22 protein-coding genes are annotated in these 25,253 nt (G+C 32.2%); 15 read left to right on the forward strand and 7 right to left on the reverse strand.

Going from position 1 to position 25,253, the window contains the following annotated elements; translation table 11 throughout:
• Positions 1-4 precede the first annotated feature (4 nt).
• The 3 genes from SOJ_RS04000 to SOJ_RS04010 all read left to right on the forward strand — a co-directional run bounded on the left by SOJ_RS04000 (position 5) and on the right by SOJ_RS04010 (position 3,265).
• The gene (locus SOJ_RS04000; RefSeq protein WP_002506809.1) at positions 5-1,039 is read left to right on the forward strand and encodes a sensor histidine kinase; all 1,035 of its coding nucleotides are present in this window, start codon (positions 5-7) and stop codon (positions 1,037-1,039) included.
• A 21-nt stretch (positions 1,040-1,060) separates the two neighbouring features.
• Positions 1,061-1,714, forward strand: coding sequence for a nitrate respiration regulation response regulator NreC (gene nreC, locus SOJ_RS04005; RefSeq protein ID WP_002506810.1), 654 nt, complete (start codon positions 1,061-1,063; stop codon positions 1,712-1,714).
• Between the two features lie 384 nt (positions 1,715-2,098).
• Positions 2,099-3,265 (forward strand): nitrate/nitrite transporter, encoded by a 1,167-nt coding sequence (locus SOJ_RS04010; RefSeq protein ID WP_002506811.1) that lies wholly within the window; start codon positions 2,099-2,101, stop codon positions 3,263-3,265.
• A gap of 106 nt (positions 3,266-3,371) precedes the next feature.
• Here the strand turns inward: SOJ_RS04010 and SOJ_RS04015 are convergent, their stop codons facing one another.
• Together SOJ_RS04015 and SOJ_RS04020 are read right to left on the reverse strand one after the other, a co-directional pair.
• On the reverse strand, positions 3,372-3,806 hold the full coding sequence (locus SOJ_RS04015; RefSeq protein ID WP_002506812.1) for an Hsp20/alpha crystallin family protein: 435 nt from the start codon (positions 3,804-3,806) through the stop codon (positions 3,372-3,374).
• A gap of 376 nt (positions 3,807-4,182) precedes the next feature.
• On the reverse strand, positions 4,183-4,623 hold the full coding sequence (locus SOJ_RS04020; protein WP_002506813.1) for a MarR family winged helix-turn-helix transcriptional regulator: 441 nt from the start codon (positions 4,621-4,623) through the stop codon (positions 4,183-4,185).
• A 456-nt stretch (positions 4,624-5,079) separates the two neighbouring features.
• Here SOJ_RS04020 and SOJ_RS04025 point away from each other — a divergent pair, with 456 nt between their 5' ends.
• Positions 5,080-5,436, forward strand: coding sequence for a DUF3139 domain-containing protein (locus tag SOJ_RS04025; protein ID WP_002506814.1), 357 nt, complete (start codon positions 5,080-5,082; stop codon positions 5,434-5,436).
• Between the two features lie 356 nt (positions 5,437-5,792).
• On the opposite strand, the gene SOJ_RS04030 is transcribed toward SOJ_RS04025, so the two are convergent.
• A complete protein-coding gene (locus SOJ_RS04030) occupies positions 5,793-6,140 on the reverse strand; it encodes a DUF4889 domain-containing protein (protein WP_002506815.1) in 348 nt (115 codons plus the stop codon).
• 156 nt (positions 6,141-6,296) lie between these two features.
• Positions 6,297-8,399, reverse strand: coding sequence for an AraC family transcriptional regulator Rsp (gene rsp / locus SOJ_RS04035; protein WP_002506816.1), 2,103 nt, complete (start codon positions 8,397-8,399; stop codon positions 6,297-6,299).
• 224 nt (positions 8,400-8,623) lie between these two features.
• Here rsp and SOJ_RS04040 point away from each other — a divergent pair, with 224 nt between their 5' ends.
• The 3 genes from SOJ_RS04040 to SOJ_RS04055 all read left to right on the forward strand — a co-directional run bounded on the left by SOJ_RS04040 (position 8,624) and on the right by SOJ_RS04055 (position 12,076).
• Positions 8,624-9,199, forward strand: a complete 576-nt coding sequence (locus SOJ_RS04040; protein WP_002506817.1) for a peptidoglycan recognition protein family protein — start codon at positions 8,624-8,626, stop codon at positions 9,197-9,199.
• Positions 9,200-9,340: 141 nt separating this feature from the next.
• A complete protein-coding gene (locus SOJ_RS04045; RefSeq protein WP_002506818.1) occupies positions 9,341-10,783 on the forward strand; it encodes a sucrose-specific PTS transporter subunit IIBC in 1,443 nt (480 codons plus the stop codon).
• Positions 10,784-10,934: 151 nt separating this feature from the next.
• A protein-coding gene (locus SOJ_RS04055) for an IS3 family transposase (RefSeq protein ID WP_156789159.1) occupies positions 10,935-12,076 on the forward strand; the annotation gives its coding sequence in 2 pieces (ribosomal slippage) (positions 10,935-11,205 and positions 11,205-12,076; 1,143 coding nt in all).
• Between the two features lie 94 nt (positions 12,077-12,170).
• Here the strand turns inward: SOJ_RS04055 and SOJ_RS04060 are convergent.
• The gene (locus SOJ_RS04060) at positions 12,171-13,109 is read right to left on the reverse strand and encodes a magnesium transporter CorA family protein (RefSeq protein ID WP_002506819.1); all 939 of its coding nucleotides are present in this window, start codon (positions 13,107-13,109) and stop codon (positions 12,171-12,173) included.
• Between the two features lie 63 nt (positions 13,110-13,172).
• On the reverse strand, positions 13,173-13,793 hold the full coding sequence (locus SOJ_RS04065) for a TetR/AcrR family transcriptional regulator (RefSeq protein ID WP_002506820.1): 621 nt from the start codon (positions 13,791-13,793) through the stop codon (positions 13,173-13,175).
• Positions 13,794-13,948: 155 nt separating this feature from the next.
• Between SOJ_RS04065 and SOJ_RS04070 the strand changes: the two genes are divergently transcribed.
• The 5 genes from SOJ_RS04070 (at position 13,949) to SOJ_RS04090 (ending at position 21,439) form a co-directional block, all read left to right on the forward strand.
• Positions 13,949-15,238 carry an ABC transporter permease gene (locus SOJ_RS04070; protein WP_002506821.1) on the forward strand — a complete coding sequence of 430 codons (1,290 nt, stop codon included), beginning with the start codon at positions 13,949-13,951 and terminating at the stop codon, positions 15,236-15,238.
• A 390-nt stretch (positions 15,239-15,628) separates the two neighbouring features.
• Positions 15,629-17,293 (forward strand): Na/Pi cotransporter family protein, encoded by a 1,665-nt coding sequence (locus tag SOJ_RS04075; protein WP_002506822.1) that lies wholly within the window; start codon positions 15,629-15,631, stop codon positions 17,291-17,293.
• Between the two features lie 239 nt (positions 17,294-17,532).
• Positions 17,533-18,549: an MsnO8 family LLM class oxidoreductase gene (locus SOJ_RS04080; protein ID WP_002506823.1), complete on the forward strand. Its 1,017-nt coding sequence runs from the start codon at positions 17,533-17,535 to the stop codon at positions 18,547-18,549.
• Positions 18,546-19,874 carry an LLM class flavin-dependent oxidoreductase gene (locus SOJ_RS04085; protein WP_002506824.1) on the forward strand — a complete coding sequence of 443 codons (1,329 nt, stop codon included), beginning with the start codon at positions 18,546-18,548 and terminating at the stop codon, positions 19,872-19,874. Before SOJ_RS04080 ends, SOJ_RS04085 begins: the two co-directional genes overlap by 4 nt.
• Positions 19,875-19,954: 80 nt before the next feature.
• Positions 19,955-21,439 carry a Na+/H+ antiporter NhaC family protein gene (locus SOJ_RS04090; RefSeq protein ID WP_002506825.1) on the forward strand — a complete coding sequence of 495 codons (1,485 nt, stop codon included), beginning with the start codon at positions 19,955-19,957 and terminating at the stop codon, positions 21,437-21,439.
• 97 nt (positions 21,440-21,536) lie between these two features.
• Here SOJ_RS04090 and SOJ_RS04095 read toward each other — a convergent pair whose 3' ends face one another.
• The gene (locus SOJ_RS04095) at positions 21,537-22,301 is read right to left on the reverse strand and encodes a DeoR/GlpR family DNA-binding transcription regulator (RefSeq protein WP_002506826.1); all 765 of its coding nucleotides are present in this window, start codon (positions 22,299-22,301) and stop codon (positions 21,537-21,539) included.
• 175 nt (positions 22,302-22,476) lie between these two features.
• Between SOJ_RS04095 and SOJ_RS04100 the strand changes: the two genes are divergently transcribed.
• From SOJ_RS04100 to dhaL, 3 genes are read left to right on the forward strand one after another with little or no spacing between them, the layout of a single operon-like run.
• A complete protein-coding gene (locus tag SOJ_RS04100) occupies positions 22,477-23,559 on the forward strand; it encodes an erythritol/L-threitol dehydrogenase (protein WP_002506827.1) in 1,083 nt (360 codons plus the stop codon).
• 45 nt (positions 23,560-23,604) lie between these two features.
• Complete coding sequence (locus SOJ_RS04105; protein ID WP_002506828.1) at positions 23,605-24,603, forward strand: dihydroxyacetone kinase subunit DhaK; 999 nt, start codon at positions 23,605-23,607, stop codon at positions 24,601-24,603.
• Positions 24,604-24,615: 12 nt separating this feature from the next.
• Positions 24,616-25,248: a dihydroxyacetone kinase subunit DhaL gene (gene dhaL / locus SOJ_RS04110; protein ID WP_002506829.1), complete on the forward strand. Its 633-nt coding sequence runs from the start codon at positions 24,616-24,618 to the stop codon at positions 25,246-25,248.
• Positions 25,249-25,253 lie beyond the last annotated feature (5 nt).

The following is a 25,253-nucleotide window of genomic DNA, read 5'->3' on the forward strand; positions in this document are numbered from 1 at the left end:
TTTTATGAAAACGAATCAAGTGGAAAATATAGACCAATTGTTAGTTCAATATTTTAATAATACAACTGAAAAAATAGTATTTGTTGATAAATATGGTCAAGTGATAGCGATGAATAAAGCAGCCCATGATATTATTTCACCGGATAATGACTACCAAGAAATGACTAATACGATATGTAGTCGCTGTGATGGGTATACAAATGAATATGATTTACAATCATGTACAAATTGCTTTTTAGAAGCTGATTCAGTTGGAAATACAAGTTTTCAAGTATTTATGAAAACGACGCGTGGTACAGTTGAACCTTTTACAGCGACATATCAAACTATTGATGAAACAAAAGATATTAAAGCATTTACATTACAAAATGTTTCACCTCAAATAGAGCGTCATGACAAGATGTATCAGCGAAAAATGATGCAAAAAACGATATCTGCACAAGAAAATGAAAGAAAAAGAATATCACGTGAATTGCATGACAGTCTCGTACAAGAAATGTTAAACATCGATGTGGAATTACGGCTGCTAAAATACCATAGAGAAATGCGAACTTTGGTAGATAATTCTAAGCGAATAGAAGGATTAATGTCCAAATTGATAGATGATATTCGTAATTTATCTGTTGAATTGCGGCCGTCATCCTTGGATGATTTAGGTTTAGATGCAGCATTTAAAACCTATTTCAAACAAGTTGAAGCCAATTATGGCATACGCATAGAATATCACTCTAATCTAGCTTCACATCGCTTTGATAGTGAGATTGAAACAGTCGTATATCGTGTTGTTCAAGAGGCATTGTTTAACGCAATAAAATATGCTGGTGTAGATACTGTTGATATTGATTTGCATGTAAACGACTATAAATTAATTGCAGAAATTATAGATAGAGGCAAAGGCTTTATTAAAACAGATCAACCACAAGGTACCGGGTTAGGACTTTATGGTATGAATGAACGCGCAGAACTCGTTAATGCAGAAGTAAGTATAGATACACAGATTGATAGAGGTACTATCGTTACATTAGAAGTTCCAATATAAGGGAATAAGGAGAAATTAATTTTGAGAATAGTGATAGCAGATGATCATGCTGTTGTGCGCACAGGATTTTCTATGATTTTAAACTATCAAGAAGATATGGAAGTCGTTGGGACGGCAGCTGATGGTGTAGAAGCGTACCAGAAAGTAATGGAATACAAGCCAGATGTTTTAATTATGGACTTAAGCATGCCACCGGGTGAATCAGGGCTTATTGCAACAAGTAAGATATCTGAGAGTTTTCCAGAAACAAAGATATTGATATTAACGATGTTTGACGATGAGGAATATTTATTTCATGTATTAAGGAATGGCGCCAAAGGCTACATTTTAAAAAATGCTCCAGATGAACAGCTTTTATTGGCTATAAGAACCGTTTACCAAGGTGAAACTTACGTAGATATGAAACTCACAACATCGCTAGTAAACGAATTCGTTAACAATTCGTTTCAAGATACTCAAGCGAGTAATGATCCATTTAAAATTTTATCTAAAAGAGAAATCGAGATTTTGCCTTTAATTGCAAAGGGATATGGCAATAAAGACATCGCTCAAAAGTTATTCGTCTCTGTCAAAACGGTGGAAGCACATAAAACACATATCATGCAAAAACTAGACTTAAAAACAAAACCTGAATTAGTTGAATATGCAATGAAGAAAAAACTAGTCGACTTTTAAATCACATAGATTCATCAATATAGTGTTAGCGCGAAAAATGATTGTTCTATTCAGTCATTTTTTCGTGCTAACTTTTTTTATAAAAGATTTATTTACTGTGCTGTGAAACCAAAATATAAAGTAATAATAATGGTTGATGAATATAGGGGAAACCACACATTAACTTAAGGGATAATCCTTATGTTAATTTTTTCACAATAAACATAAAATGAAAGTGTAGCTAGTATTTTGTAAACAAAAAGCAATTTTCAATTCGTTTATATTACACCAGTTTGAACTTTCATAAATATTAAATAATATCCATATTTTTTAATTATAGAGTAACTGCGAAATACTGGCTATTTAATCATTGAAATTAAATAGATGAAAATGAAGGTGAAATGAATGAACAAAGCAAGTGGTGGTTTCCAACTTAGCTTACAAACGCTAAGTCTTGTAGTTGGATTTATGGCATGGAGTATTATATCTCCATTAATGCCTTTTATCTCCCAAGATATTAATATCACGGGGAATCAACTTTCAATTATTTTAGCAATACCCGTTATATTGGGTTCTATTTTAAGAGTGCCATTTGGATATTTAACTAATATTATTGGTGCTAAATGGGTGTTTTTCTGTAGCTTTATTATTCTATTATTTCCTATTTACTTTTTAAGCCAAGCCCAAACGCCGGGCATGTTAATGGCTTCTGGTTTCTTCTTAGGTGTTGGGGGCGCAATTTTCTCAGTCGGTGTCACATCAATTCCTAAATATTTTCCTAAAGAAAGAGTAGGACTTGCTAATGGAATATATGGTATGGGGAACATTGGTACTGCAATTTCTTCATTTTTAGCTCCAGTTATTGCAGGTATGATTGGATGGCAAACGACAGTTAGAGGCTATTTGATTGTTATTGTCTTATTTGCAATTTTAATGTTTCTTCTGGGTGATGCGAATGAGAAAAAAATAAAGGTGCCACTAGTTAAGCAGTCTAAAAAATTAATGAAAGATCTTAAGCTTTATTATTTATCATTATGGTATTTTATTACATTTGGTGCTTTTGTAGCGTTTGGATTATTTTTACCGAATTTTTTAGTTCAAAACTTTGGTATTAGTGAAGTAGATGCTGGTATTAGATCTGGTATCTTTATCGCGTTAGCCACTTTTTTAAGGCCATTAGGTGGGATTTTAGGAGATAAATTTAATGCAGTTATTTTATTAATGATAGATTTTGTATTTATGATTATAGGTGCAATTATTTTAGGGTTTTCAAGTCATATATTATTGTTTACAATCGGTTGTTTACTTATTAGTATATGTGCAGGTACTGGTAATGGTCTCGTGTTCAAACTCGTTCCATTCTATTTTGCCAAAGAATCAGGAGCAGCGAATGGTATTGTTTCAATGATGGGCGGACTTGGTGGTTTCTTCCCTCCAATTGTCATATCTTATGTCACAATGATGACTGGTACAAGCCATTTAGCATTTATATTTTTAGTATTCTTTGGTGTTATTGGCATCATTACCATGCTACATATCGTAAAAAAAGACAATTTGAGACTGATTTCTTAAATATAGAAAAAAATAAGAAAACAAATAGCGCTACATTACCATAAATTGGAAATGTAGCGCTATTTATTATTTTTGAATGTTTAGTCTATTTATTATTTTTGAATGTTTAGTCTATTTTGATGTTTGATTTCGGTTGTTCTTTTTGCTCTTTTTTAGGCAACGTTACAGTGAGTAGGCCATTTTCATAAGAAGCTTTGATACTACTATCATCAACATTTTCAAATGGGAATTGGCGGCTCAAATCACTATGGTTACGTTCTTGGTGTACTGCACGTTTAGTGTCGTTTTCATCTTGAACTTCGACAATTTGTTTACCTTCAATCGTTAGCAAATTATTTTCAAATTCTAAACTAATATTTTCTTTTTTAATACCTGGAAGTTCAGCTTCAACGATATAGGCGTTGTCTAATTCTTTAATATCTGATTTAATACTCTCATTGCCAGGAAATTGTTCGAAAATTTGTTTTCCAAAATCTCTGAATAAATCACCTGGATTTACATCGATAAACGGATTGTTAAAATTTTTATTTTCAAAAGTCATGCTACATCTCTCCTCAGCGTAGTTTAATTATTATATTTAATCGAATGGAATTGAAGTTTAAGTTATAAAAAGTATAAAATAAAGGTGAATACTTAGTTTACCTTACAAATACATTATAATAAAATAGTCAAAGAAAATCAAAGTCAAACTATTAATCATTGTATTCACATTATTTTAGCATGAAAGTTGAAACATTTTAAAATGAAACGTTAAGATGTAGAGAATGCTTTATAACAAGCGTTGGATAGTTAAGTTTCAGGAGTAAAGTAAGTAAGTGGGTATTGTAGTAAGTAGGATTAAAAAGAGGTGAGTCGAAGATAAAAATGTTATGTATGTATTACATTGTCCCATTTAACCTCAACAAACCCCATATGATTTAAATATCTTTCGAGAAATGTTTATTAACAAATTTTTGCAATGTATCTTTTAAGTCTATAGCTTCATCTATGTCCATATCGAATTCACTAAAAACTTTTTTTGAAACTTTTGAAAGCGGTTCTTGCACGTTTGTCCCTTTATCAGTAAGTGCAATTTGTAAGTTACGTTCGTCATCAATCTCACGAGTTCTTGTTACATAACCTTTTTTCTCAAGTTTTTTTAACAAAGGTGTAAGTGTTCCAGAATCTAAAAAGACACGCTCATCAAGCGTCTTAATATTAATTTTTTCGTCCACCTTAATTGCGAGTAAGACAATATAACCTGTATATGTTAAATCATACTCTTTTAAATGAGAAGTATACTTCTTAATAATTTCTTTAGAAGAAACATAAAATAGAAAGCATAGTTGCTGTTCTAGGTAGCTGTCCTTTTCCTCCATTTAATCACCCCTTTTGAAATTTAACCATATTATGAACACCATTCATTGTCAAGGAACGGTTGCGCACCTTTAGATATAGCTTTTTATACTATTTTTTAACTATTATCTTATTAAATAAGTAAAAATTTAATACTATAACATTCCGTACGTCTTAATTACTTGAATTCATATAAAGATTATAGTCTTTAAATCAATTCGACTAAACTTGAAATAGAATTTATGTATTAAATGATATTAAGAAATGTTAACTTGATGTTTGGGTTGCTCTGAAATATAAGGAGATTTTGTTACAAAACAGTTATAACGCTTTATAATTGTATTATAATCAGTCATACTATTACTATTATCAATTTGAATGAGCGAATATTAATGATTTGAGTAAGATATAACTTACATATTAAGTTAATGACTTACTTTACTATAGAAAGATATCGCGTTAACCAGAGGAGATTATAAATGAAGACATTTCTTAAAATTATGGGTGTATTACTTGTAGCGCTTATAATTTCAATTGTATTATTCTTTGCCATGAGAACATACCAAGGGCATAAACACTTAGAATTGGTTGATCATTATATGGAAGATCAAAATTTGACAGAGAAAATTAAATCTGAAGAAACACTGTACAGTGCTAAAAAAGGTTTGTTTTATAAAGAAGTTAAATTTAAAGATGATCCAAAACATACTTATGTAGTTCAACCAATCAGCATGACTACAGGAATTGTAGTCCAAGGTTTTGATCCGGAGACAAATAAAGATATCAAAGGTGCCAAACATAATGCATTTAAAAAAGATTATAAAATTAAAGACTAACTAAGAAAATAAAAACATAGACAAGGGAGTGGGACAGAAATCTAATTTTTCTAATAAAATTTCGTCGTCCCACCCCGGCACAGCTGACTAGAATTGAAAAAAGCTTGGTATAAGCGCATTTTCAATTCAGTCAGCCACTGCCAATATAAAAAAAGAGGCTAAGACATGTCATTATGTCTCAGCCTCTTTTTTAGTTAGTTTCTTTGAAAATAATATTTGTTCGTTAATTTTATTAATACTTCTTTTTTACAGAGACTATATAGATTAAAAAAAGAGCAGTAAATCTCTATTTAAGAAAATTTAACTGCTCTTATATATGTGAGTAAAGAAGTTAAGCATTTACATAATCTTGTAGATTACATGCCTTTCATTTCACCCATGTCATGAATTTTCATCATTAAGCCATGTGGCATATCGTCATGATCGATAACTTCCATTTCACTATAAGTATCGTCACCTTCAGCTTTTACTAATTTAACAAAATCTCCGCTCTTAGGTGAAAAGCCAGATTCAGAAGGTAACTTCACATCTTTTTCTATCTTTTTATCTTTCTCGCTGATTACTTTTTCAGCTGTTGTACTGTTTTCCATATAGCCATAGTAAGTCTCTTTTGGACCACTAGACATCATCATAACGACTAAAACAATAGCAACAATTAACATTACTGAACTAATAACAATTGCAAACATTTTTTTGTTTTTCAAAGTTGAAATCTCCTTTATATCCGTTTCTTCTTTTATATCTGAAATGCTAAAATAATGCAATTATAAAGTGGGTAATTTTATTCGATTTATAATAAATAGTACTATTTTAGACTTATTTATAAGATAAGCTACATTAAGTGTAACATTGATTGCTATTTAGAATGGTGAGATACGTATATACTTTAGCTCGTCATAATGAAGTTCAAACTCTAGGGGATTAGCTGTTCGTATAAATTGTTTTATCTCGGCTTTTGGCGTATTTGCTTGTTCTATATGACGTAAAAGTGTGCGTTCGATATACGTTTCATTTAATAAAGTTGGTAGGGCGTAATCAATAAAACCATGTTCTCTGTTAAGTGTTTGTATAAATAGCATTGCCTTAGTAGGTAATGCATGAGGTCTTAGGACAAATTTATGTACTTCTTGTGGCGAAAAGCGATGTTTCAATGAATTAAATAATAAGATGTGTATATATTGAAAATCCTTAAAAACGATATAATTTTCATGAATTGATAAAGGTTTACCAATAAAAGGTTTCACAATTTGATATAGATATATTAAAGGCTCACATATTCCGTGACGATTCATTAATGCAATATCCATATTATCTTTAGACATTAATTCGTAACCTACACCACTTCCGCGATTGAGCATAATTAATATATGGCACATTAAGTCGGCAGTTTCTAAGGGAGTATTTTCTTTATATAATTTAAAACACTTTTTGGTGAGTTTGGTATATACAAATTTAGAGGTGTGAATTTGAGATGCGTCAATGAGTTGATTATAATAGTCAAAATAGCTCATTGAGTGATTAAACATATTACTTTTCTTATTAAGCAATGATTGGACCTCTTTTTGTTCAATATCAATAAAGTAAAAATCAAAATTGAATCTATGTAATATATCAAATGCGCTTTTTAAGGAATGCGTTTGTTTGATTACACCTTCTACTGTTATAGCTAGTTTTATACGTATATTTAAATTTTTTACTTTAATATATAAACGGTTAATTTCTTTTAATGACAAATGTTCAGCATCGAAAAGCATTATAAAATTAGAGTTAGATTGTTGATAATGGTGCTCATTTTTATATTTTAAATACTGTAAGATGATATCTTGAATAAATTTAAATTGATGGCTAGATTTAACCCTAATTGCGATACCTACATTATTTGAAAATAATGAGTCAATGAAGTCAATCAAGCCAGTGAAATTCAACTTTTCTAAAGCGAGCTTACTAACATTGTTAATCATTAAATAGGATTCGGATAAATCAGCGAAATTGAGGTTAGTGTTTAAAGTTGATTGAACGATATCCATCAGATCATCAATGTGAATAAAAAGCGTCGGTGTTTTTGCAATATCTTTATAGGTTAATTGATCCAATTCGATGTTGACTTGATTAGATGGCAATGGCTTTTCTACTGAAATAGATTCGAAATAGGGGATATAATTACTAACGTCTTCGTTAATTAGCTTAACAGGGATACGCTGTAATACCATGAACTTTTTCCTGTATTCATTAGGTGTCATATTCAAGTGGTTTTTAAATTGATGTGTATAATTTGGATAATGGTTAAATCCCATATTTTCTGAAATGGCATGGATTGTCTCCTTACTATGAACTAATTCTGCTAAGGAGGCGGCTATCTTTAAACTAGCAATATAATGTTTAAAACTTATGCCTAAGTATTTCTTGAACAAAATAGAGATATACGGTGCCGATATATAAAAAGAATTAGAAATATCTTTTGAAAAAATAGGCTGAGTGACGTGAGCTTTAATAAATACAGTGATTTTATTTAACAAGTTACTTTCAGATTGAATAGAAGGTACATAAATAAAATCTTGTTTAATTTTAGCTTCTTTATTTAAAATGGTAATAATTTCAATGATATTTGAAGATTTCGTATCATTTAAGCGACTTAATTGCTCAATCATAGTTAATGTTAAATACTTGATATATTCACTAGAATTTATCAATTTGAAATTATAATAACAATGAAAGAATGATTGATCTATTTCCGCAAATTGCTGTACAGGTATTATTAATTCAACAAGTTGTTCAGCATTCGTTATTTGATATAAATCGCTATGATTGATAACGATAAGATTGCTGCCAACAGACTCATGTTTCCCATTGATCACGACGTCAAGTTGGTTATTTAAAGAAAATAACAAGATTACTCGGTCGATACAACGTCGTGTGTATGTACTTAAATATTCATGAATACAAAGTGTTGTACTTTCCATCATAAAAGCAACTCCTAATAGAAAAATGATTTGTTGAACAAATTACATTATATAATAAAATGTTGTGAACAGTAATACTTTAAATATAAATATTTTTGAATATAATGTTGTTATAAAGATGTAAAAATTAAATTTAGAACAATGTAAAGTGAGGTACGTATAAATTTTTGCTATACGATAACGAATTTTTAATTCATATACGTATTATTTAGAGGAGGTTATTCATTATGAATCATATTTATTCCAATTTTTATACCACAAATAATAAAATAACTGATTTAAAACCTTATATATTAGGCATTGTTCTTCATGATGATGCTGAGAATTATGCTGCCAAAGATTATATAGATTGGCTAAATAATAGAATCGAAAAAAATGAACTTGAAAAAGGATGGGCAAGTGTTTATGTAGATCAGGATACTTGCTATTGGTTTCACCCAACAGAATATGTTGAATGGCATTGTGGTAACGTCTATGCCAATACACAATTTATAGGTGTAGAACGATGCCAATCTAAAAGAGATGGTGTGCTTACAGATCAAGAATTTATGAAAAATGAAGAAGTTAGTTTTTGGGTTGCTGCACTATTATTAAAAAAATACAATTTACCAGTGAACAGAAATACCGTTAGAATACACAAAGAATTTTTTGAAACTGAATGCCCAGACAGAGCATGGAAGATTCATCTGGAAGATGCACAGACAAATTCAGAATCTATACTAAAACTAAAAGATTATTTTATAAGTAAAATTCAAGGCTATTATAATAAAGTTGTTGATTCTGAACTCGAAAATATGGGCTGAACATCATTTAGTAAGTGGTATATATATCGTAGAATAAGCGGTGTAAAAGTTCATTTAGCTATTGCGTAATTTATTGGAACCGGTTACAATAAAAATATTCATATTTATGGAACCGGTTCTATTTAAATGGGAGGTATAGAGATGAACTATAAAAAATCTGCTACAGAAATACTACAAGCAATCGGTGGAGAAGAAAATATAGATGCGATGGCACATTGTGCCACACGATTACGTCTTGTTCTTAAGGATGAAAGCTTAGTAGATGAAAAAGAATTATCCGAAATGGATGTTGTGAAGGGAACATTTTCTACTGGTGGCCAATATCAAATTATTATAGGTTCAGGTACTGTGAACAAGGTATTTGCAGAGTTAGAAAGCATAACAGGTAAAGAAGCTGCTACGACATCAGAAGTAAAAGCAGAAGGTAATAAAAACATGAATCCATTCCAGAGATTTGTGAAAATGTTATCTGATATATTCGTACCAATTATCCCTGCAATCGTAGCAGGTGGTTTATTAATGGGAATTAATAATATTCTAACAGCACCAGGTATTTTCTATGATAAACAGTCATTAATAGAAGTACATAATCAATTCAAAGGTCTGGCAGAAATGATTAACATTTTTGCGAATGCACCATTTACACTACTGCCAATTTTAATTGGATTTAGCGCTGCTAAACGCTTTGGAGGAAACGCTTTTCTTGGAGCAGCCTTAGGGATGATTCTTGTGCATCCAGAGTTAATGAGCGCCTATGATTATCCCAAAGCTTTAGAAGAAGGGAAAGAAATACCTTCTTGGAATGTGCTTGGTTTAGAAATAAATCAGGTAGGTTATCAAGGGCAAGTATTGCCAATGTTAGTAGCTGCTTATATTTTAGCTAATTTAGAAAAAGGTTTACGTAAAGTAGTACCAGCTGTATTAGATAATTTATTAACACCGCTACTTTCAATTTTAGTTACTGCATTTTTAACATTTTTATTTGTTGGACCCATCACACGCACGTTAGGCTATTGGTTATCTGATGGACTAACGTGGTTATATGAATTTGGTGGTGCAATTGGCGGACTTATTTTTGGTTTGCTATATGCGCCAATTGTAATTACAGGTATGCACCACAGTTTTATTGCAATTGAAACACAATTGATTGCAGATAGTGCGTCTACAGGTGGTTCATTTATTTTCCCAATAGCGACGATGTCTAATATAGCACAAGGTGCAGCAGCTTTAGCCGCTTTCTTTATTATAAAAGAGAACAAGAAATTAAAAGGTGTAGCATCTGCTGCGGGCATCTCAGCACTTTTAGGTATTACGGAACCTGCAATGTTTGGAGTGAATCTAAAATTAAGGTATCCATTCATTGGAGCGATTGTAGGTTCAGGTATTGGTTCAGCTTATATCTCATTCTTTAAAGTTAAAGCAATTGCTTTAGGTACTGCAGGACTTCCAGGTTTTATATCTATTAGCGGTCAGAATAATGGTTGGTTACATTATGGTATTGCGATGCTCATTACCTTTATCGTAGCCTTTGCGGTTACTTACACTTTATCTTTTAGAAATAAATATAAAAATGAAGCAGGATAATTATATAAATTCTAGTGAGATTTAGACTTTTGCTATAACGCATAAAAACAAACCCAACGTTAATTATGAACTGACCCCCAATTGTGGGAATAAAATAAAAACACTTTCGTTGAATTCATACTAAAATGAATTTATACGGAGGTGTTTTTCTATGAAAAGAGTTACTTATTCACTAGAAACCAAAAATAAAGCTATTGAAATGAAAATTGAGGGATATAGTGCAAAAGAAATTATGAATACATTAAACATTAGAAATAGATCACAAGTGAAAACTTGGTGGAAATGGTACCAAAATGGTGAACATTATAGATTTCATCAACAAGTTGGAAAACAATATTCCTACGGAAAGGGATTAGAAGAACTTTCAGAAATTGAACAATTAAAATTGGAGAATAAAAGAAAAAACGCAGAATTAGAAATTTTAAAAAAGTACAAGGAATTGGAAAGGGAGTGTCGCCCAAAATAATAATACAAGTGGTTGAAGCATTAGAATCAAAATATACAGTTAAAATGATATTAGAGGTATTTAACATACCCAAATCTACCTATTATCGCTGGAAATGTAAAAAACATGAAACAAATTCGGAATTAGAAGCAATTAAATCGATTTGTCATAAGCACAAATATACCTATGGTTATAGAAAAGTGACTGCTGAATTAAATAAATTTAGTAAGGAAAAAATTAATCACAAGAAAGTGCAAAGGCTTATGCAAGAAAACGAATTGAATTGTAGGGTTAAACCTAAAAAATCTAAAAAACCAGGTAATCCATTCTATAAAACAGGCAATTTGTTACAGAGGAATTTTAATGCAAATCGTCCATTAGAAGTACTTGTAACAGATATTACTTATTTACCTTTCGGTAATACAATGTTGTATCTATCGTCAATTATGGATGTCTATAACGGGGAAATAGTTGCTTATACTATAGATAATCACCAGAATCAAAATTTAGTGAACGAGACTTTGAACCAATTAGAAATTCCAGATAGTTGTATACTTCATAGCGATCAAGGAAGTGTTTACACATCGTATGAATATTATAAATTATGCGAAGAAAAAAGCATTACCAGAAGCATGTCCCGTAAGGGAACGCCAGCTGATAATGCCCCAATTGAATGTTTCCATTCCTCGCTAAAGTGTGAAACATTCTACTTAAATAAAGAGCTCAAGAGCTCTAATAACATTGTAATAGATATTGTCGAAAATTACATTGAAAACTATAATAAAGTAAGAATTCAACAAAAACTAGGCTACTTATCTCCTATAGAGTTCAGGAAATTAGCATCCTAGAAAATAGTGTTTTTATTAAGTTCCCATTTTAAGGGTTCAGTGCCATTACGACGTGGGTTTGTTTTTATGTTAAATATCAATTTTTAGGATGCCTTCAAAGCTTTTGTTTACGCCATAAAAATGCGCCAACAATCGTCACGATGACTAATGAAATAGCAATAACAATGAGCCATGATACATAGCTGTGATTATCTATAGGTAAGGGTACATTCATACCAAAAAAACTAAATACTAATGTAGGTAAGGTTAAGAAAACAGTAAACAACGTTAATGTCTTCATCGTATTGTTCATTTCATTAGAAAGCAATGAAGCATAAGAGGTTGTAATACTCTCTAAAATGTCTGTATATAATTTTGTGGTTTCTAAGGCTTGGTTATTCTCGATAACCAAATCTTCCAACAAATCTTCATCTTCATCGAAACGCTTAATTGCAGGTAGTCGAAATAATTTTTTGATAATGGCTTCATTGCCTTTAAGTGCCGCAAGAAAATATACTAAACTTTTTTCTACTTCCATTAAATTATAAAGTTGTTTATTCGTGACATTATTTTTTAAATCGCGTTCGATGCGTAATCTTGTTTTATTAAGTAATCTAAGATTTCTATTATAGTGATTGGAAATCGTCAGTAATATATTAAGTGCAAAGCGACTATGAAAATGTAAATTAATATTTTGACGACTAAAGTTCTCGAGAAATTCATTTTCAGTATTACAAACAGTTATTATTTTTTTATTGCCAATGATGATACCTAAAGGAATAGTAATAAAAGAAAGTACTTTTAAATTTGTATCATTTACAACTGGTATATCGAGAATAATCAGTGAATAACGTGTGTCTTCATCATATTCTACACGAGCACTTTCTTCAGCATCTAATGGATCTCTAACAAAATCCTCTGGGATACCGTATAAATTTATTAAGGAATCAATTTCTTCCCAATTTGGATCAACTACATTTATCCAAGAAGCGGATTGATCTAATGGAGATTCAACAATCTCATGTGTTTGTGAGTGTTTATATGCACTAATCATAATAATAGTTCCTTTCTCTAAAATTCTTTTAAATACTGGCGGAGAAATACAAAGATGACAAGTTTACTTTGTATGATCAGTATGCTGGTGCTCATTTGCCATAAGACGTAAAGGACCATTAAAGATAATTTTAAACAAATAATCAACTACCGTATCTGGATCCATTCTATCTTCGTCTTGTACCCAATGTTTTATAAACGAAACTGTGGCCCCATTTACATAACTATGAAAATAATCAATAGGAATATCAGAAACAGTATTACTAAAAGGTATGCTTTTTTTCATATTATTTAACATTAAATCAGAAATTTTTTCTTCTATTTTACTTTTTCTATCAAGTTTAAAAATCACTTTATAAAATTCAATATTGTCATATAAATAAGTAATGATATTCTTTAAAACTTCCTCTGAAAATGCTTTGGCAAATGCTTCAATACTTACATCATGCATCATGACTTTTTCGAATACAATTCTATCGGCTAACCTTGATATAAATTCATCTTCCATATCAGAAAGTAAAATGTATTTATCTTCATAGTGTAAATAAAAAGTACCACGGTTCACATCGGCTAATTGGGTAATATTTTGTATCGTAATTTTTTCTAACTCTTTTTCTTCAAGCAATTGTATAAAAGCATTTTTAATCGCTGATTTAGTTTTACGTACACGTCGATCTTCCGGCATAGTAGTCACCTCATTTTAGTTAATTAACAATATGTAATGATATGTTGATAAAAAGACAATATGATTGTTATTGCATATTGAATATTCTATTAACCTCATTATAATAAACAAAGTAGTGAATAATCAACATGATGTTCAATAAGGAGGTAAATGGTATGAATATATTTAAAAGTAAATTACTTTGGATTGCGCCAATAGCGATATTAATCATACTTGCAATTTTTTCAATTGGTTTTTATCCAGCGTATAATCCTCAACCTAAAGAGATGCCAATCGCAATTGTGAATCATGATGAAGGGACATCTATTCAAAGTAAAGATATAAATATAGGTGAAAATTTAGAAGATAAATTGAAAGATAGTAACTCTGACGAAATAAAATGGATCAATGTAGATAGTGAAAAAGAAGCACGTAAAGGATTAGATGAACAAAAATATTTTGGTGCTGCAATTTTCGAAGAAGATTTTTCAAAAAATGCGATGAGTAAAACTCAAAAGATAGTAATGGATAATAAGAAACAAGAAATGGAAGATAAAGTGAAATCAGGTGAAATACCTGCTGCTCAATCCAAACAAATGCAACAGAAAATGGCTCAAGAAAGTAGTAACCAAGATATAACAGTAAAGCAAGCTCAATTTAAAACACTTACGAATAGTGGGGCGAATATGCAGGCTTCACAAATGTCATCTAATATGCTGAAAGGTATTGGGGATAATCTTAACAAACAAATTTCCAAGCAGAGTTTAGATACATTAGACCAACAGAATGTGCAAATAGATGCGAGCGATATCAAAGATATTACAACGCCTGTAAATGTAATAAATAAAAAGGTGAATGAAGTGAAGGACCACCAAGCTAGTGGTAATGCGCCGTTCTTAATGTTTATGCCAGTCTGGATAAGCTCAATTGTAGCTTCATTACTACTATTCTTTGCATTTAGAACGAGTAATAATGTTGAAATTTCGCAACGTATTATCGCTTCAGTAGGACAAATGATTGTAGGGGTGATTACAGCATTTGTTGGTGGATTCGGGTATGTTTATTTCATGTCAGGTGTGTTAGGTTTTGACTTCCCTGATATAAATAAAATAGCAATTTATATATCCATTTCTATTCTAGGATTTATGGGTTTAATCTTAGGTGTAATGACGTGGCTAGGTATGAAATCAATTCCTATTTTCTTTATAGCAATGTTCTTTAGTATGCAACTCGTAACATCGCCAAAACAAATGTTACCGAAATTTTATCAAGACTATATAGTGGATTGGAACCCATTTACGCACTATGCTGAATATTTAAGAGAATTACTCTATATGCATCAGTCATTAGAAATGAATTCAACGATGTGGATGTTTGTAGGATTTATAATTTTCGGCATAATTTCATCGATATTAGCAGCAATGATTAGAAAGCATAGTGGGAAACGATCAGAATTACCATCTTAAATCAAGTAATTAACAGTATATAACAATCATTTAGTGAAAAATTTCTATATAAGCATTAAGTTCAAATTAAAACCGTCTTCTCAAAATTTGGGGAGACGGTTTTAATACATATACCTCAATAAAAACGTAAATAAAGAGAATTAACTCTTTTGAGTATATTTATATGATTAAATTCATTAAAAAGACATAATTATTTTACACATAAAATCAATAAAATAAATAGGAAAACACTGATAGCAAAGCATTTGTTAGGTGGTCTGATATATCGTTGAAATATGATTGCAAAAGCATTTAGAAATTACTCTATAATTTTAATAAAAAATTAACACTAAATTTACAAATATGCGTTATAATTCACATAGTTTACAAATAATTTAAAGAGGTGTGACAATGGATTCATCTGTTATGGAGACAATTTTCACTTTTATCGGTGGATTAGGTATATTTTTATACGGAATTAAGCAAATGGGCGACGGCTTACAGGCCTCAGCAGGAGACCGTCTTAGAAGTATATTAAATAAATTTACGAGCAACCCACTTATGGGCGTACTTGCAGGTGCGATAGTTACGATTTTGATTCAAAGTAGTTCTGGTACAACGGTAATTACCATTGGACTTGTAAGTGCAGGATTTATGACAATGCGTCAAGCCATTGGTGTTGTAATGGGAGCGAATATAGGTACCACAGTTACAGCATTTATTATAGGTATTGATCTTGGTGCATATTCGCTACCAATATTAGCTATTGGTGCATTTTTAATATTCTTTGTTCAAAAGCGAAAAGTTAAAAATATCGGTATGATTTTATTTGGTTTTGGTTCGTTATTCTACGGATTAGAATTAATGAGCAGTGCCGTAAAACCACTAGCTAATTTAGATGGTTTCCATCAATTCATGTTAGACATGTCAACTAACCCAATCTTTGGCGTTGCAGCAGGTACGATTTTAACAGTTATTGTCCAAAGCTCAAGCGCCACAATTGGTATACTACAAGGATTCTATGCGAATGACTTAGTTAGTTTAAATGGTGCGTTACCTATATTGTTAGGGGACAACATTGGTACAACAATCACGGCTATACTCGCAAGTTTAGCTGGCTCACTTGCATCAAAACGTGTAGCAGCAGTACATGTTATGTTTAACGTAATAGGTGCGGCAATATTCTTAGCGATTTTACCTATTTATCAATGGGTTGTTGAATGGATGGAAGGAGTAATGCACTTAAATCCAGAAATGACGATTGCCTTTGCACACGGTACATTTAATGTTACAAATACATTGATTCAATTGCCATTTATATTTGTCCTAGCTTGGATCGTAACAAAACTTATTCCTGGTGAAGATATAACAGAAAAATATAAACCTAGACATCTAGATAAAAATTTAATTAATAGAGCTCCAAGTATTGCTTTACAAGAAGCACAAGATGAAATCCAAAACATTGGACGTATGACATACTCATTATTAGAGAATGTTAGTGAATACAATGAAAAAAATGAGAAAAAAGTACTTCAAAAACATGCGGCTGTTCAAAATATGCATGACAATGTAAAAGAATATTTAACGAAAATATCTGAGAAGAAAATATCCAAAAAAGATGCAGAAAGAATGTCTGTGTTATTTGACGTAAACCGTACGATGTTAAAAGTAGCTGGATTATCTGAAGCGTATATATTAGATTTGAAACAGTTACACAATGAACCAGTACAAATCTCTGATAAAGCTGCACAAAGTATCGATAAACTTTATTCACACGTGAATATGTCATTCGATAAATCAGTTGAAATGTTTAGCGTATATGACAAAGTTAAAAAAGATGAAATTGTTAATTTAAGTAACGATTCATATACACTTGAACATGATTTAAGAAAAAAACATATTAAGCGTTTAAGTTCAGGTGAATGTTCACCAGAAGGTGGTCTGTTATATCTAGATATGATTGCTATACTAGAACGTATTGGCTATCATTCGAGAAATGTATCAGAAGCAATGATTGATATTGACGAACTTTCAAGTGAAGAAGAAACAGAACATACTGTGGGCTGGACTTACTAAAGTATAATTAAATATAAAATTAAAAGTTGAGAAAGTTTGTTGTAAAACAGACTTTCTCAACTTTTTTGTATTGTTGAAAATTAACCAATATCGCTGTATTTGGAACAATAAATCACATGTATCAAATCATTTTATTTTTAATCCTTAGTAAAGAGATAGGGATACTTGACAAAAAGTCATAGAAGGCATAATATTACATATAATAAATTTTTCAGAAAACTGATATGGGGGGACAGCGTGTGACAGCTATTAGCATTCTTGATCAAAGTCCAATAGATAAAAATGAAACAGTAAACGACGGTATAGCTCGTACAGTTGAATTGGCACAACTAGCAGATAAATTAAACTATACAAGGTACTTTGTTGCTGAACATCACAATATAGAAGAAGTTGCAGGTACGAGTCCGGAGATACTTGTAACACATATATTGAATCACACAAAAAATATACGTGTAGGCTCTGGTGGCGTAATGTTGCAACATTATAGTCCATTCAAAGTTATAGAGCAATTTCATTTCATTAGTCATTTAGCACCTGGAAGAGTCGATTTAGGTATAGGTAAAGCACCGGGAGGCTTTCCTTTAGCGACACAGGCGTTGCAAACAGAATTAAAGTCGCCACAAACAAGTTTCAATGATAAATTTCATTTATTAAATCAATTTAATAATGGAGATTTTTCTGCAAACGAAGATTATGGACAATTAAAAACAACGATACGCAATAATGAAATCTCCACACCACAAATTTATCTACTAGGTGGTAGTGAAAGTTCTGCTCAATTTGCTGCTACAGAAAAAGTTGGGTTTATATATGCATTTTTCATAAATTCAAATATTGAAACATTACAACAAGCCCTTAAAGATTATAAGCAACAATTTCCTGAAGGCAGAGTCATTGTAGGGGTAGCTGCCGTTGTATCAGAGAATAAAGACGAACAGGCATTAGTTAAAGAAGGTAGTACAAATTATGCTTTACATTTCGATGATGGTAGAAAAATCACTGTTAATACAAAGGAACAAGTAGAAACATTTAAAAAACAAAGTGACGAAGACTTTGAAGTTGAAGAAAAGCAAATAGATGTTTTTAATGGTTCCGCGGATGAAATTAAGCAACAGCTAAATCAATTAAATCGTGACGGCAATATAGATGAATTTATGCTACATATGCCAGTTCAAAATCATAAATTAAGAATTAAAACAGTAGACCAATTAGCTATTACGAATAACAAAGAAAAGCAGAAAGAAGGGGTATTATGAGTCAAAATAAAATCGATTTTGGAATCATGTTAAACGGTCCTGGTGGTCATATGCATGCTTGGAAATCTAAAGATGTACCGAGCGATGCCAGTACAAATTTTGAATTCCAACTTGATGTTGCTAAAAAAGCTGAACAGGCAGGATTCAGTTTTGTATTTGTGGCAGATGGATTATTTATTCATGAGAAATCTATTCCACATTTTTTAGATAGACATGAGCCGTTAACATTTTTAGCTGCGCTTGCTCCGGTAACTCAGCGTATTGGTTTAGTTGGTACTATTTCAACATCATATAGTGAACCTTTTACTGTTGCACGACAACTCGCAACAATCGATAAAATCAGTCATGGGCGTGCAGGTTGGAATATAGTAACTTCGCCACTTGCTGGTAGTGCCGATAACTATAGTAAAGGAGATCATCCTGAACATGATGTTAGGTATGATATTGCTGAGGAACATCTGCAAGTCGTTCAAGGGTTATGGGACTCTTACGAAGATGATGCCTTTACATTTGATGTTGAGACTGGCTCATATTTAGATAAGGAAAAAATGCATACGTTAGATTATAAAGGACAATATTTTCAAGTTAAGGGTCCATTAAATGCTAGTCGTTCTAAACAAGGCCAACCTGTTATATTTCAAGCAGGTGCATCTCCTAAAGGACAAGCATATGCAGCTCAATATGCTGATGCAGTATTTACTTTAGGTGAATCACTAGATACCGCTAAAAGTAATTACGACAGTATTAAATCACAAGCCAAAAAGTTTGGACGCGATCCACAAAACATTAAAGTATATCCTATATTATCCCCAGTTATTGGTAAGTCGAACGATGAGGTAGAAGCACGCTTTGATGAAATAAAATCATTGGCGACAATTGACGAAGCTTTAGATTACTTAGGTAGATATTATGATCATCATGATTTCAGCCAATATGATCTCGATGCACCGTTTCCAGATTTAGGTGAAGTGGGTCAAAATAGTTTCCGTGCTACTGCAGATTCTATTGCGGCACGCGCAAAACAAAATAATTTAACATTGAGAGATGTCGCTTTGGAAGAAACAGCCCGTCGCTCTCCTTTCACTGGTACTTATGAAGAAGTAGCAAATTTAATCATTGAATGGTTTGAACATGGCGCAGCAGATGGATTTATCTTCGGCCCCCATATTAATGGACCTGTATATGATGAGTTTTTAAATTATGTATTACCTATCTTAGAAGAAAAAGGTTATTACGATAAAGCATATCAGGGGGATACATTACGAGATCATATAGGTATTCCTTTTAAAGAAAATAGATATAGTAGGACAGAAGTAACACACTAATACTCAGTAATCAATAAAGTGGATAGACGCCTCTGTTTTAAAACGTTGCGTCTGTTTTTTAAATATAAGGAGTGAAGTTCATGTCAGAATCAAGTACAACATCATATCAACATGTAAACCATAGTAACGTCAACACTGCGCCAGAGCAAACTGAAACAAAAGTGAAAAGAAAATTCCAATTACCTCATGTGCTATTAATGATGCTTATTATGATGATGTTTGCTTGTTTATTGACGTATGTCATTCCTGCTGGGCAATTTGATACAAGTAAAGATGGATCAATGATACAAGGGACGTATCATGCAATTTCACAAAACCCAGTGAATCCATTTTATGCTATTACACTCATACTTAATGGGGGGATTCAATCAGCCCAAACGATTACACTATTACTATTTATAGGTGGTGCAATGGGTGGTATATTACAGTTAGACTCTGTGACAAAATTAACGAATTATATGATTTTTCGTTTCGAACATGCTGGTGCATTGCCATTAATTATCGGGTTATTTTCCTTGATGGCGTTTATCGGTTTCTTCGTTGGTGGAGATCAAATGATCGTGTTCGTAACGCTTGGAGTCATACTCGTAAATCGTTTGAAATTAGACCCTATTATGGCACTAGCCATTACATTTTTACCTTTGTATATGGCTTTTTCAATTTCACCTTCAGGTATGGCTAAAATTGGACAAATTGTTTATCCTGAAGTAGCACTTTATTCTGGTTATGGTGGAAGAGCTATAATGTATGCAGTGTTTTTAATTATCACTCTGTTATATGTGATTTGGTACGCAAGAAGAGTCATTAAAGATCCTAATAAGAGTATGATGCCGACACAAAAGTGGCTGTTTAATCATAAAGAAAAAATTAATGATGATATGGCAATTGAAGATAGACAAGTAAATTGGAGAGATATCATCGTAGCTACATTAGTCATTGTGACACCGATTATATTAGCCTTAGGTAATGGTATGTTAAACTGGACAGAAAAATACGGCAATGGTGTATTTATTACTGTTTTTGGTATTAGTTTTGTTTTAGCCTATTTAATAAAACAAAAAGGGACAACTGCAATGGTTGATGGATTTTTGGAAGGTGCTAAACCGATGTTAGTCGTAGCATTTGCAATTATCATGGCAAATACAATTAGTGTGATTTTAGAAAAAGGTAAGATATTGAGCACAATTGTAAACAGTCTTACTACACAACTTGATGGTTCATCGTCTGGCATGGTAGCTGTTATCGTATTTATTGTCGCAGGTATATTTAATTTACTAGTACCATCTGGTTCAGGGTTAATGAGCGTGATGATTCCTATTTTACAACCTGTGACTAATGCGTTAGGTGTTAATGATCAAATGTTATTAACCTCCTTATCGTTTGGTGGAGGGTTAGGTAACTTAATTACACCAACTTTAGGTGCAACAGTAGGTGCTATTGCGATTGCCAAAGCAAACTTTGGCTCGTGGTTTAAATTTATGGTACCACTATTTCTAATTTGGATTGTCGTTGGCTCGGTTATACTTTACATTTTTACTGCTGTAGGTTGGAGTGGCGGCGTTTAAAAATAACAAAAATATAAGGAACAATGATGTACTATGATATTTTAAAAGTCATATTTAACTTTTAAAATAACAGTTTTCATCATTGTTCCTTTTTTATTTAGTGTGCAATTGTGAGCGTGAAAGGGACGTCATGTGTCCATTTTTGAGTTGGTGGTTCATCTGTTATAACTTCGGTGATATCACTGATTTTTGCAAAGGAAAGTGTAGAAGAAATATCGAATTTACTTTTATCAATAAGTGCAATTACATTTTCACTTTCTCGCACCATTTGTTTTTTTAATTGAACTTCAGGTAGTGAGAAGTCTGTTAATCCATTATCAAGTGTAAAGCCATTTGCGGATAAAAAGAAATAATCAATATGATACATTTCTAATATTTGTGAATCTATATTACCAGTAATAGCATTTGAGTCTTGCGAAACAAATCCTCCAACTACTAGAACAGTTAAATGTGGGTTCTCTTTTAAAAGTACCGCATTTTCTAAACCGTTTGTAATAATTGTAAGTTCCATCGTAGTTTCTGCTAATAATTTTGCTAATTCATATGTTGTAGAGCTTGCATCAATCATAATGCACTGTTGTGGTTCAATCTTTTTTAATGCATATTTACTAATTTTATACTTTTCACTATGCTTTTGTGTCAGACGATAAGAAAAGTTTAATTTAGATGTCATATTTTCAGTTACTTTTGCACCACCGTGTGTTCGAGTGACTTTGTTTTCACCTTCTAAACGTCTAAGATCACTCCTAACAGTTGCTTCTGTCACATTTAAATAATCTGAAAGCTGTTTAACAGTCGCACGTTTATGTGATTTTATATAAGTATATATATGCTCTCTTCGTTCATCCGCGTACATTTTCATATGAATCATATCCTCCTTCGTATCATTAACTATTTTAACATAAATCGTACACAAGCAAATAAAAACAGATCAAAACGAAAAGAAACGAAAAAATATTTGAAAGAAACGAAAATATATATTAGAATTGTAATTGTAAATGAAAACGCTTTCTAAAAAAGTGGAGGAGCTGTTAATAATGACAAAGAAAAATTATCCGGAAAAAATGAATGCTGTTGTAGCTTATGCACCTGGAGAATATAAATATGAAACTGTAGATACGCCAACAATTGATAATCCTAAGGAAATTGTCGTTAAAGTAGAAGCTTGCGGCATTTGCGCAGGCGATATCAAAGCATATGATGGGGCACCTAGCTTTTGGGGTGATGAAACACAGCCGTCATATATCAAGGCACCGATGATACCTGGACATGAATTTATCGCACGCATTGTAGAAAAAGGAGATGAAGTTACAGATTTTGAAATTGATGATCGTGTAATTTCTGAACAAATTGTACCTTGTTGGGATTGTAGATTTTGTAATCATGGTCAGTATTGGATGTGTGAAAAACATGATTTATATGGCTTCCAAAACAATGTAAACGGCGGTATGGCAGAATATATGAAATTTACGAAAGAAGCAATTAATTATAAAGTGCCAGAAGATATGCCGATTGAAAAAGCGATTTTAATTGAACCTTACGCATGTAGTCTACACGCTGTACAACGTGCGAATGTTAAACTCGGTGATTTCGTTGTGTTATCTGGTGCAGGAACTTTAGGACTTGGCATGGTGGGCGCTGCTAAAAAATCAGGTGCTGAAACGTTAGTAGTGCTAGATATGAAAGATGATCGTTTAGAATTAGCGAAAAAATTCGGCGCTGATATTGTTATGAATCCATCAAAAGTAGATGTCGTCGAAGAAATCAAAGCACTGACTGAAGGGTATGGTTGTGATACTTACATCGAAGCGACCGGTCATCCTAAATCAGTAGAGCAAGGTTTGAGTGCAATCAGAAAATTAGGCCGTTTTGTAGAATTTTCAGTATTTGCTGATCCCGTTACAGTGGATTGGAGTATTATATCAGACCGTAAAGAATTAGACTTGATGGGTAGCCATTTAGGACCTTATTGTTATCCGCTTGTTATTGATGGTATAGCAAAAGGAGATTTTCCAACAGACGGCGTTGTGACGCATCAATTAGCACTTAAAGATTTTGAGGAAGGTTTTGAACTAATGAAAAAAGGTGATCAATCATTAAAAATTGTTCTGGTACCTTAACAGCCAAGTTCAAATATAGAGCATCGTAAAAAGGAGAGAATTGAAATGAAAAAGATGATTAATAACCCCGATAATGTCATTGAAGAGTTAATGACTGGTTATGTGATTGCCTACCCTGACTATATTAAACGTTCAAAACTTCACCAAAGGGCGTTAATTGGAAAAAAACGCAATACTAATCGAAAAGTAAGTGTATTAATAGGTGGTGGTTCAGGACATGAACCAGCGTTCCTAGGTTATGTAGGGAGAGGCATGGCAGACGGTGTTGCTGTCGGTAATATATTTGCTTCTCCATCTCCTATTCCAATACAAGCTGTAACTAAAGAAATAAGTGAAGGTCACGGTATGTTATACATTTATGGTAATTATGCTGGAGATTTGATGAACTTTGAAATGGCTAGTGAAATGACTGAAATTGAAGATGATATCAAAACTGCAGTGGTCATAGGTAATGATGATGTTGCGTCTTCAAAAGATATTGATGATCGTAGAGGGATAGCTGGAGAGTTGCTAGTGTATAAGGCAGCAGGCGCAGCAGCTGATTTTGGTTATGATTTAGAAGAGGTAAGACGTATTGCCCAATTAGCTAATGGTTATACCCGTTCAATGGGTATTGGTTTAAGCCCGTGCTACTTACCTCAAACTGGAAAACCAAGTTTTGATTTAGAAGCGAATGAAATGGAAATTGGTTTAGGCCATCATGGTGAGCCTGGTATTGAAAAAACAACAATTCGCACAGCAAAAGAAACAGTTCATGTGATTATGCAAAATATTTTAAAAGAAGGACTATACAACGCCGATGATGAAGTGATTGTATTGGTTAATGGCTTAGGTGCAACCTCTCAAATGGAACTGTACATCATAAATAAAGAGGTAGATGAAATTTTAAAAGAACAAAACATTAAAACATATAAATCTTATGTAGGTAATTTTATAACTTCAATGGAAATGGGCGGCTTTTCGGTGAGCTTAATGAAATTAGATGAAACGTTGAAAACTTGTATGGACCATCCAGTAGATTGCCCAAACTTTAAAGAAGTGTAGGAGGAAGTAGTTATGGCGTTGACGAGTCAATCATTTAAACAATATATCTTAGCGTTAACAACTTTATTTGAAGAACAACAAGATATCCTTTGTGAATTGGATAGAAAAATTGGTGATGGTGACCATGGTGTAACGATGAATATTGGTTATCAAGCTGTACAAAAAACGATAAATAATGAATTGCAAACACAAAATGATATCGCAAAAATTAGCGTTGCAGTCGGTAAAAGCTTTTTAGATGCAGTTGGTTCTTCAGTGGGTCCACTCTATGCTTCTGGTTATCTTAAGGCGGCTGTTGCAGTAAAAAACAAAATTGAATTAGATGATGTAGCATTATATCAATTTTGGATTGCTTTTAGTAAAGGTATTAAAGATAGAGGTAAAGCTGAAATCGGAGATAAGACAATGATAGATACGCTTGACCCGTTTTATAAATCTTTAGAAACGTCACTAGATAAGGATGAATCATTTGGGGACGCTTTTAATAAAGCACTGGTGAAAGCGAAGTCTGGAATGGATAGCACGAAAGAGATTATTTCTAATAAAGGACGTTCTAAAAGACTAGGTTATCGTGCCCAAGGACATGTTGATCCAGGCGCGACATCTTCATATCTTATGTTAGAAACTTTTAAATCATTTATTTAATTACT

It is taken from the genome of Staphylococcus sp. OJ82, from assembly GCF_000294465.1.
Taxonomy (GTDB): domain Bacteria; phylum Bacillota; class Bacilli; order Staphylococcales; family Staphylococcaceae; genus Staphylococcus; species Staphylococcus equorum.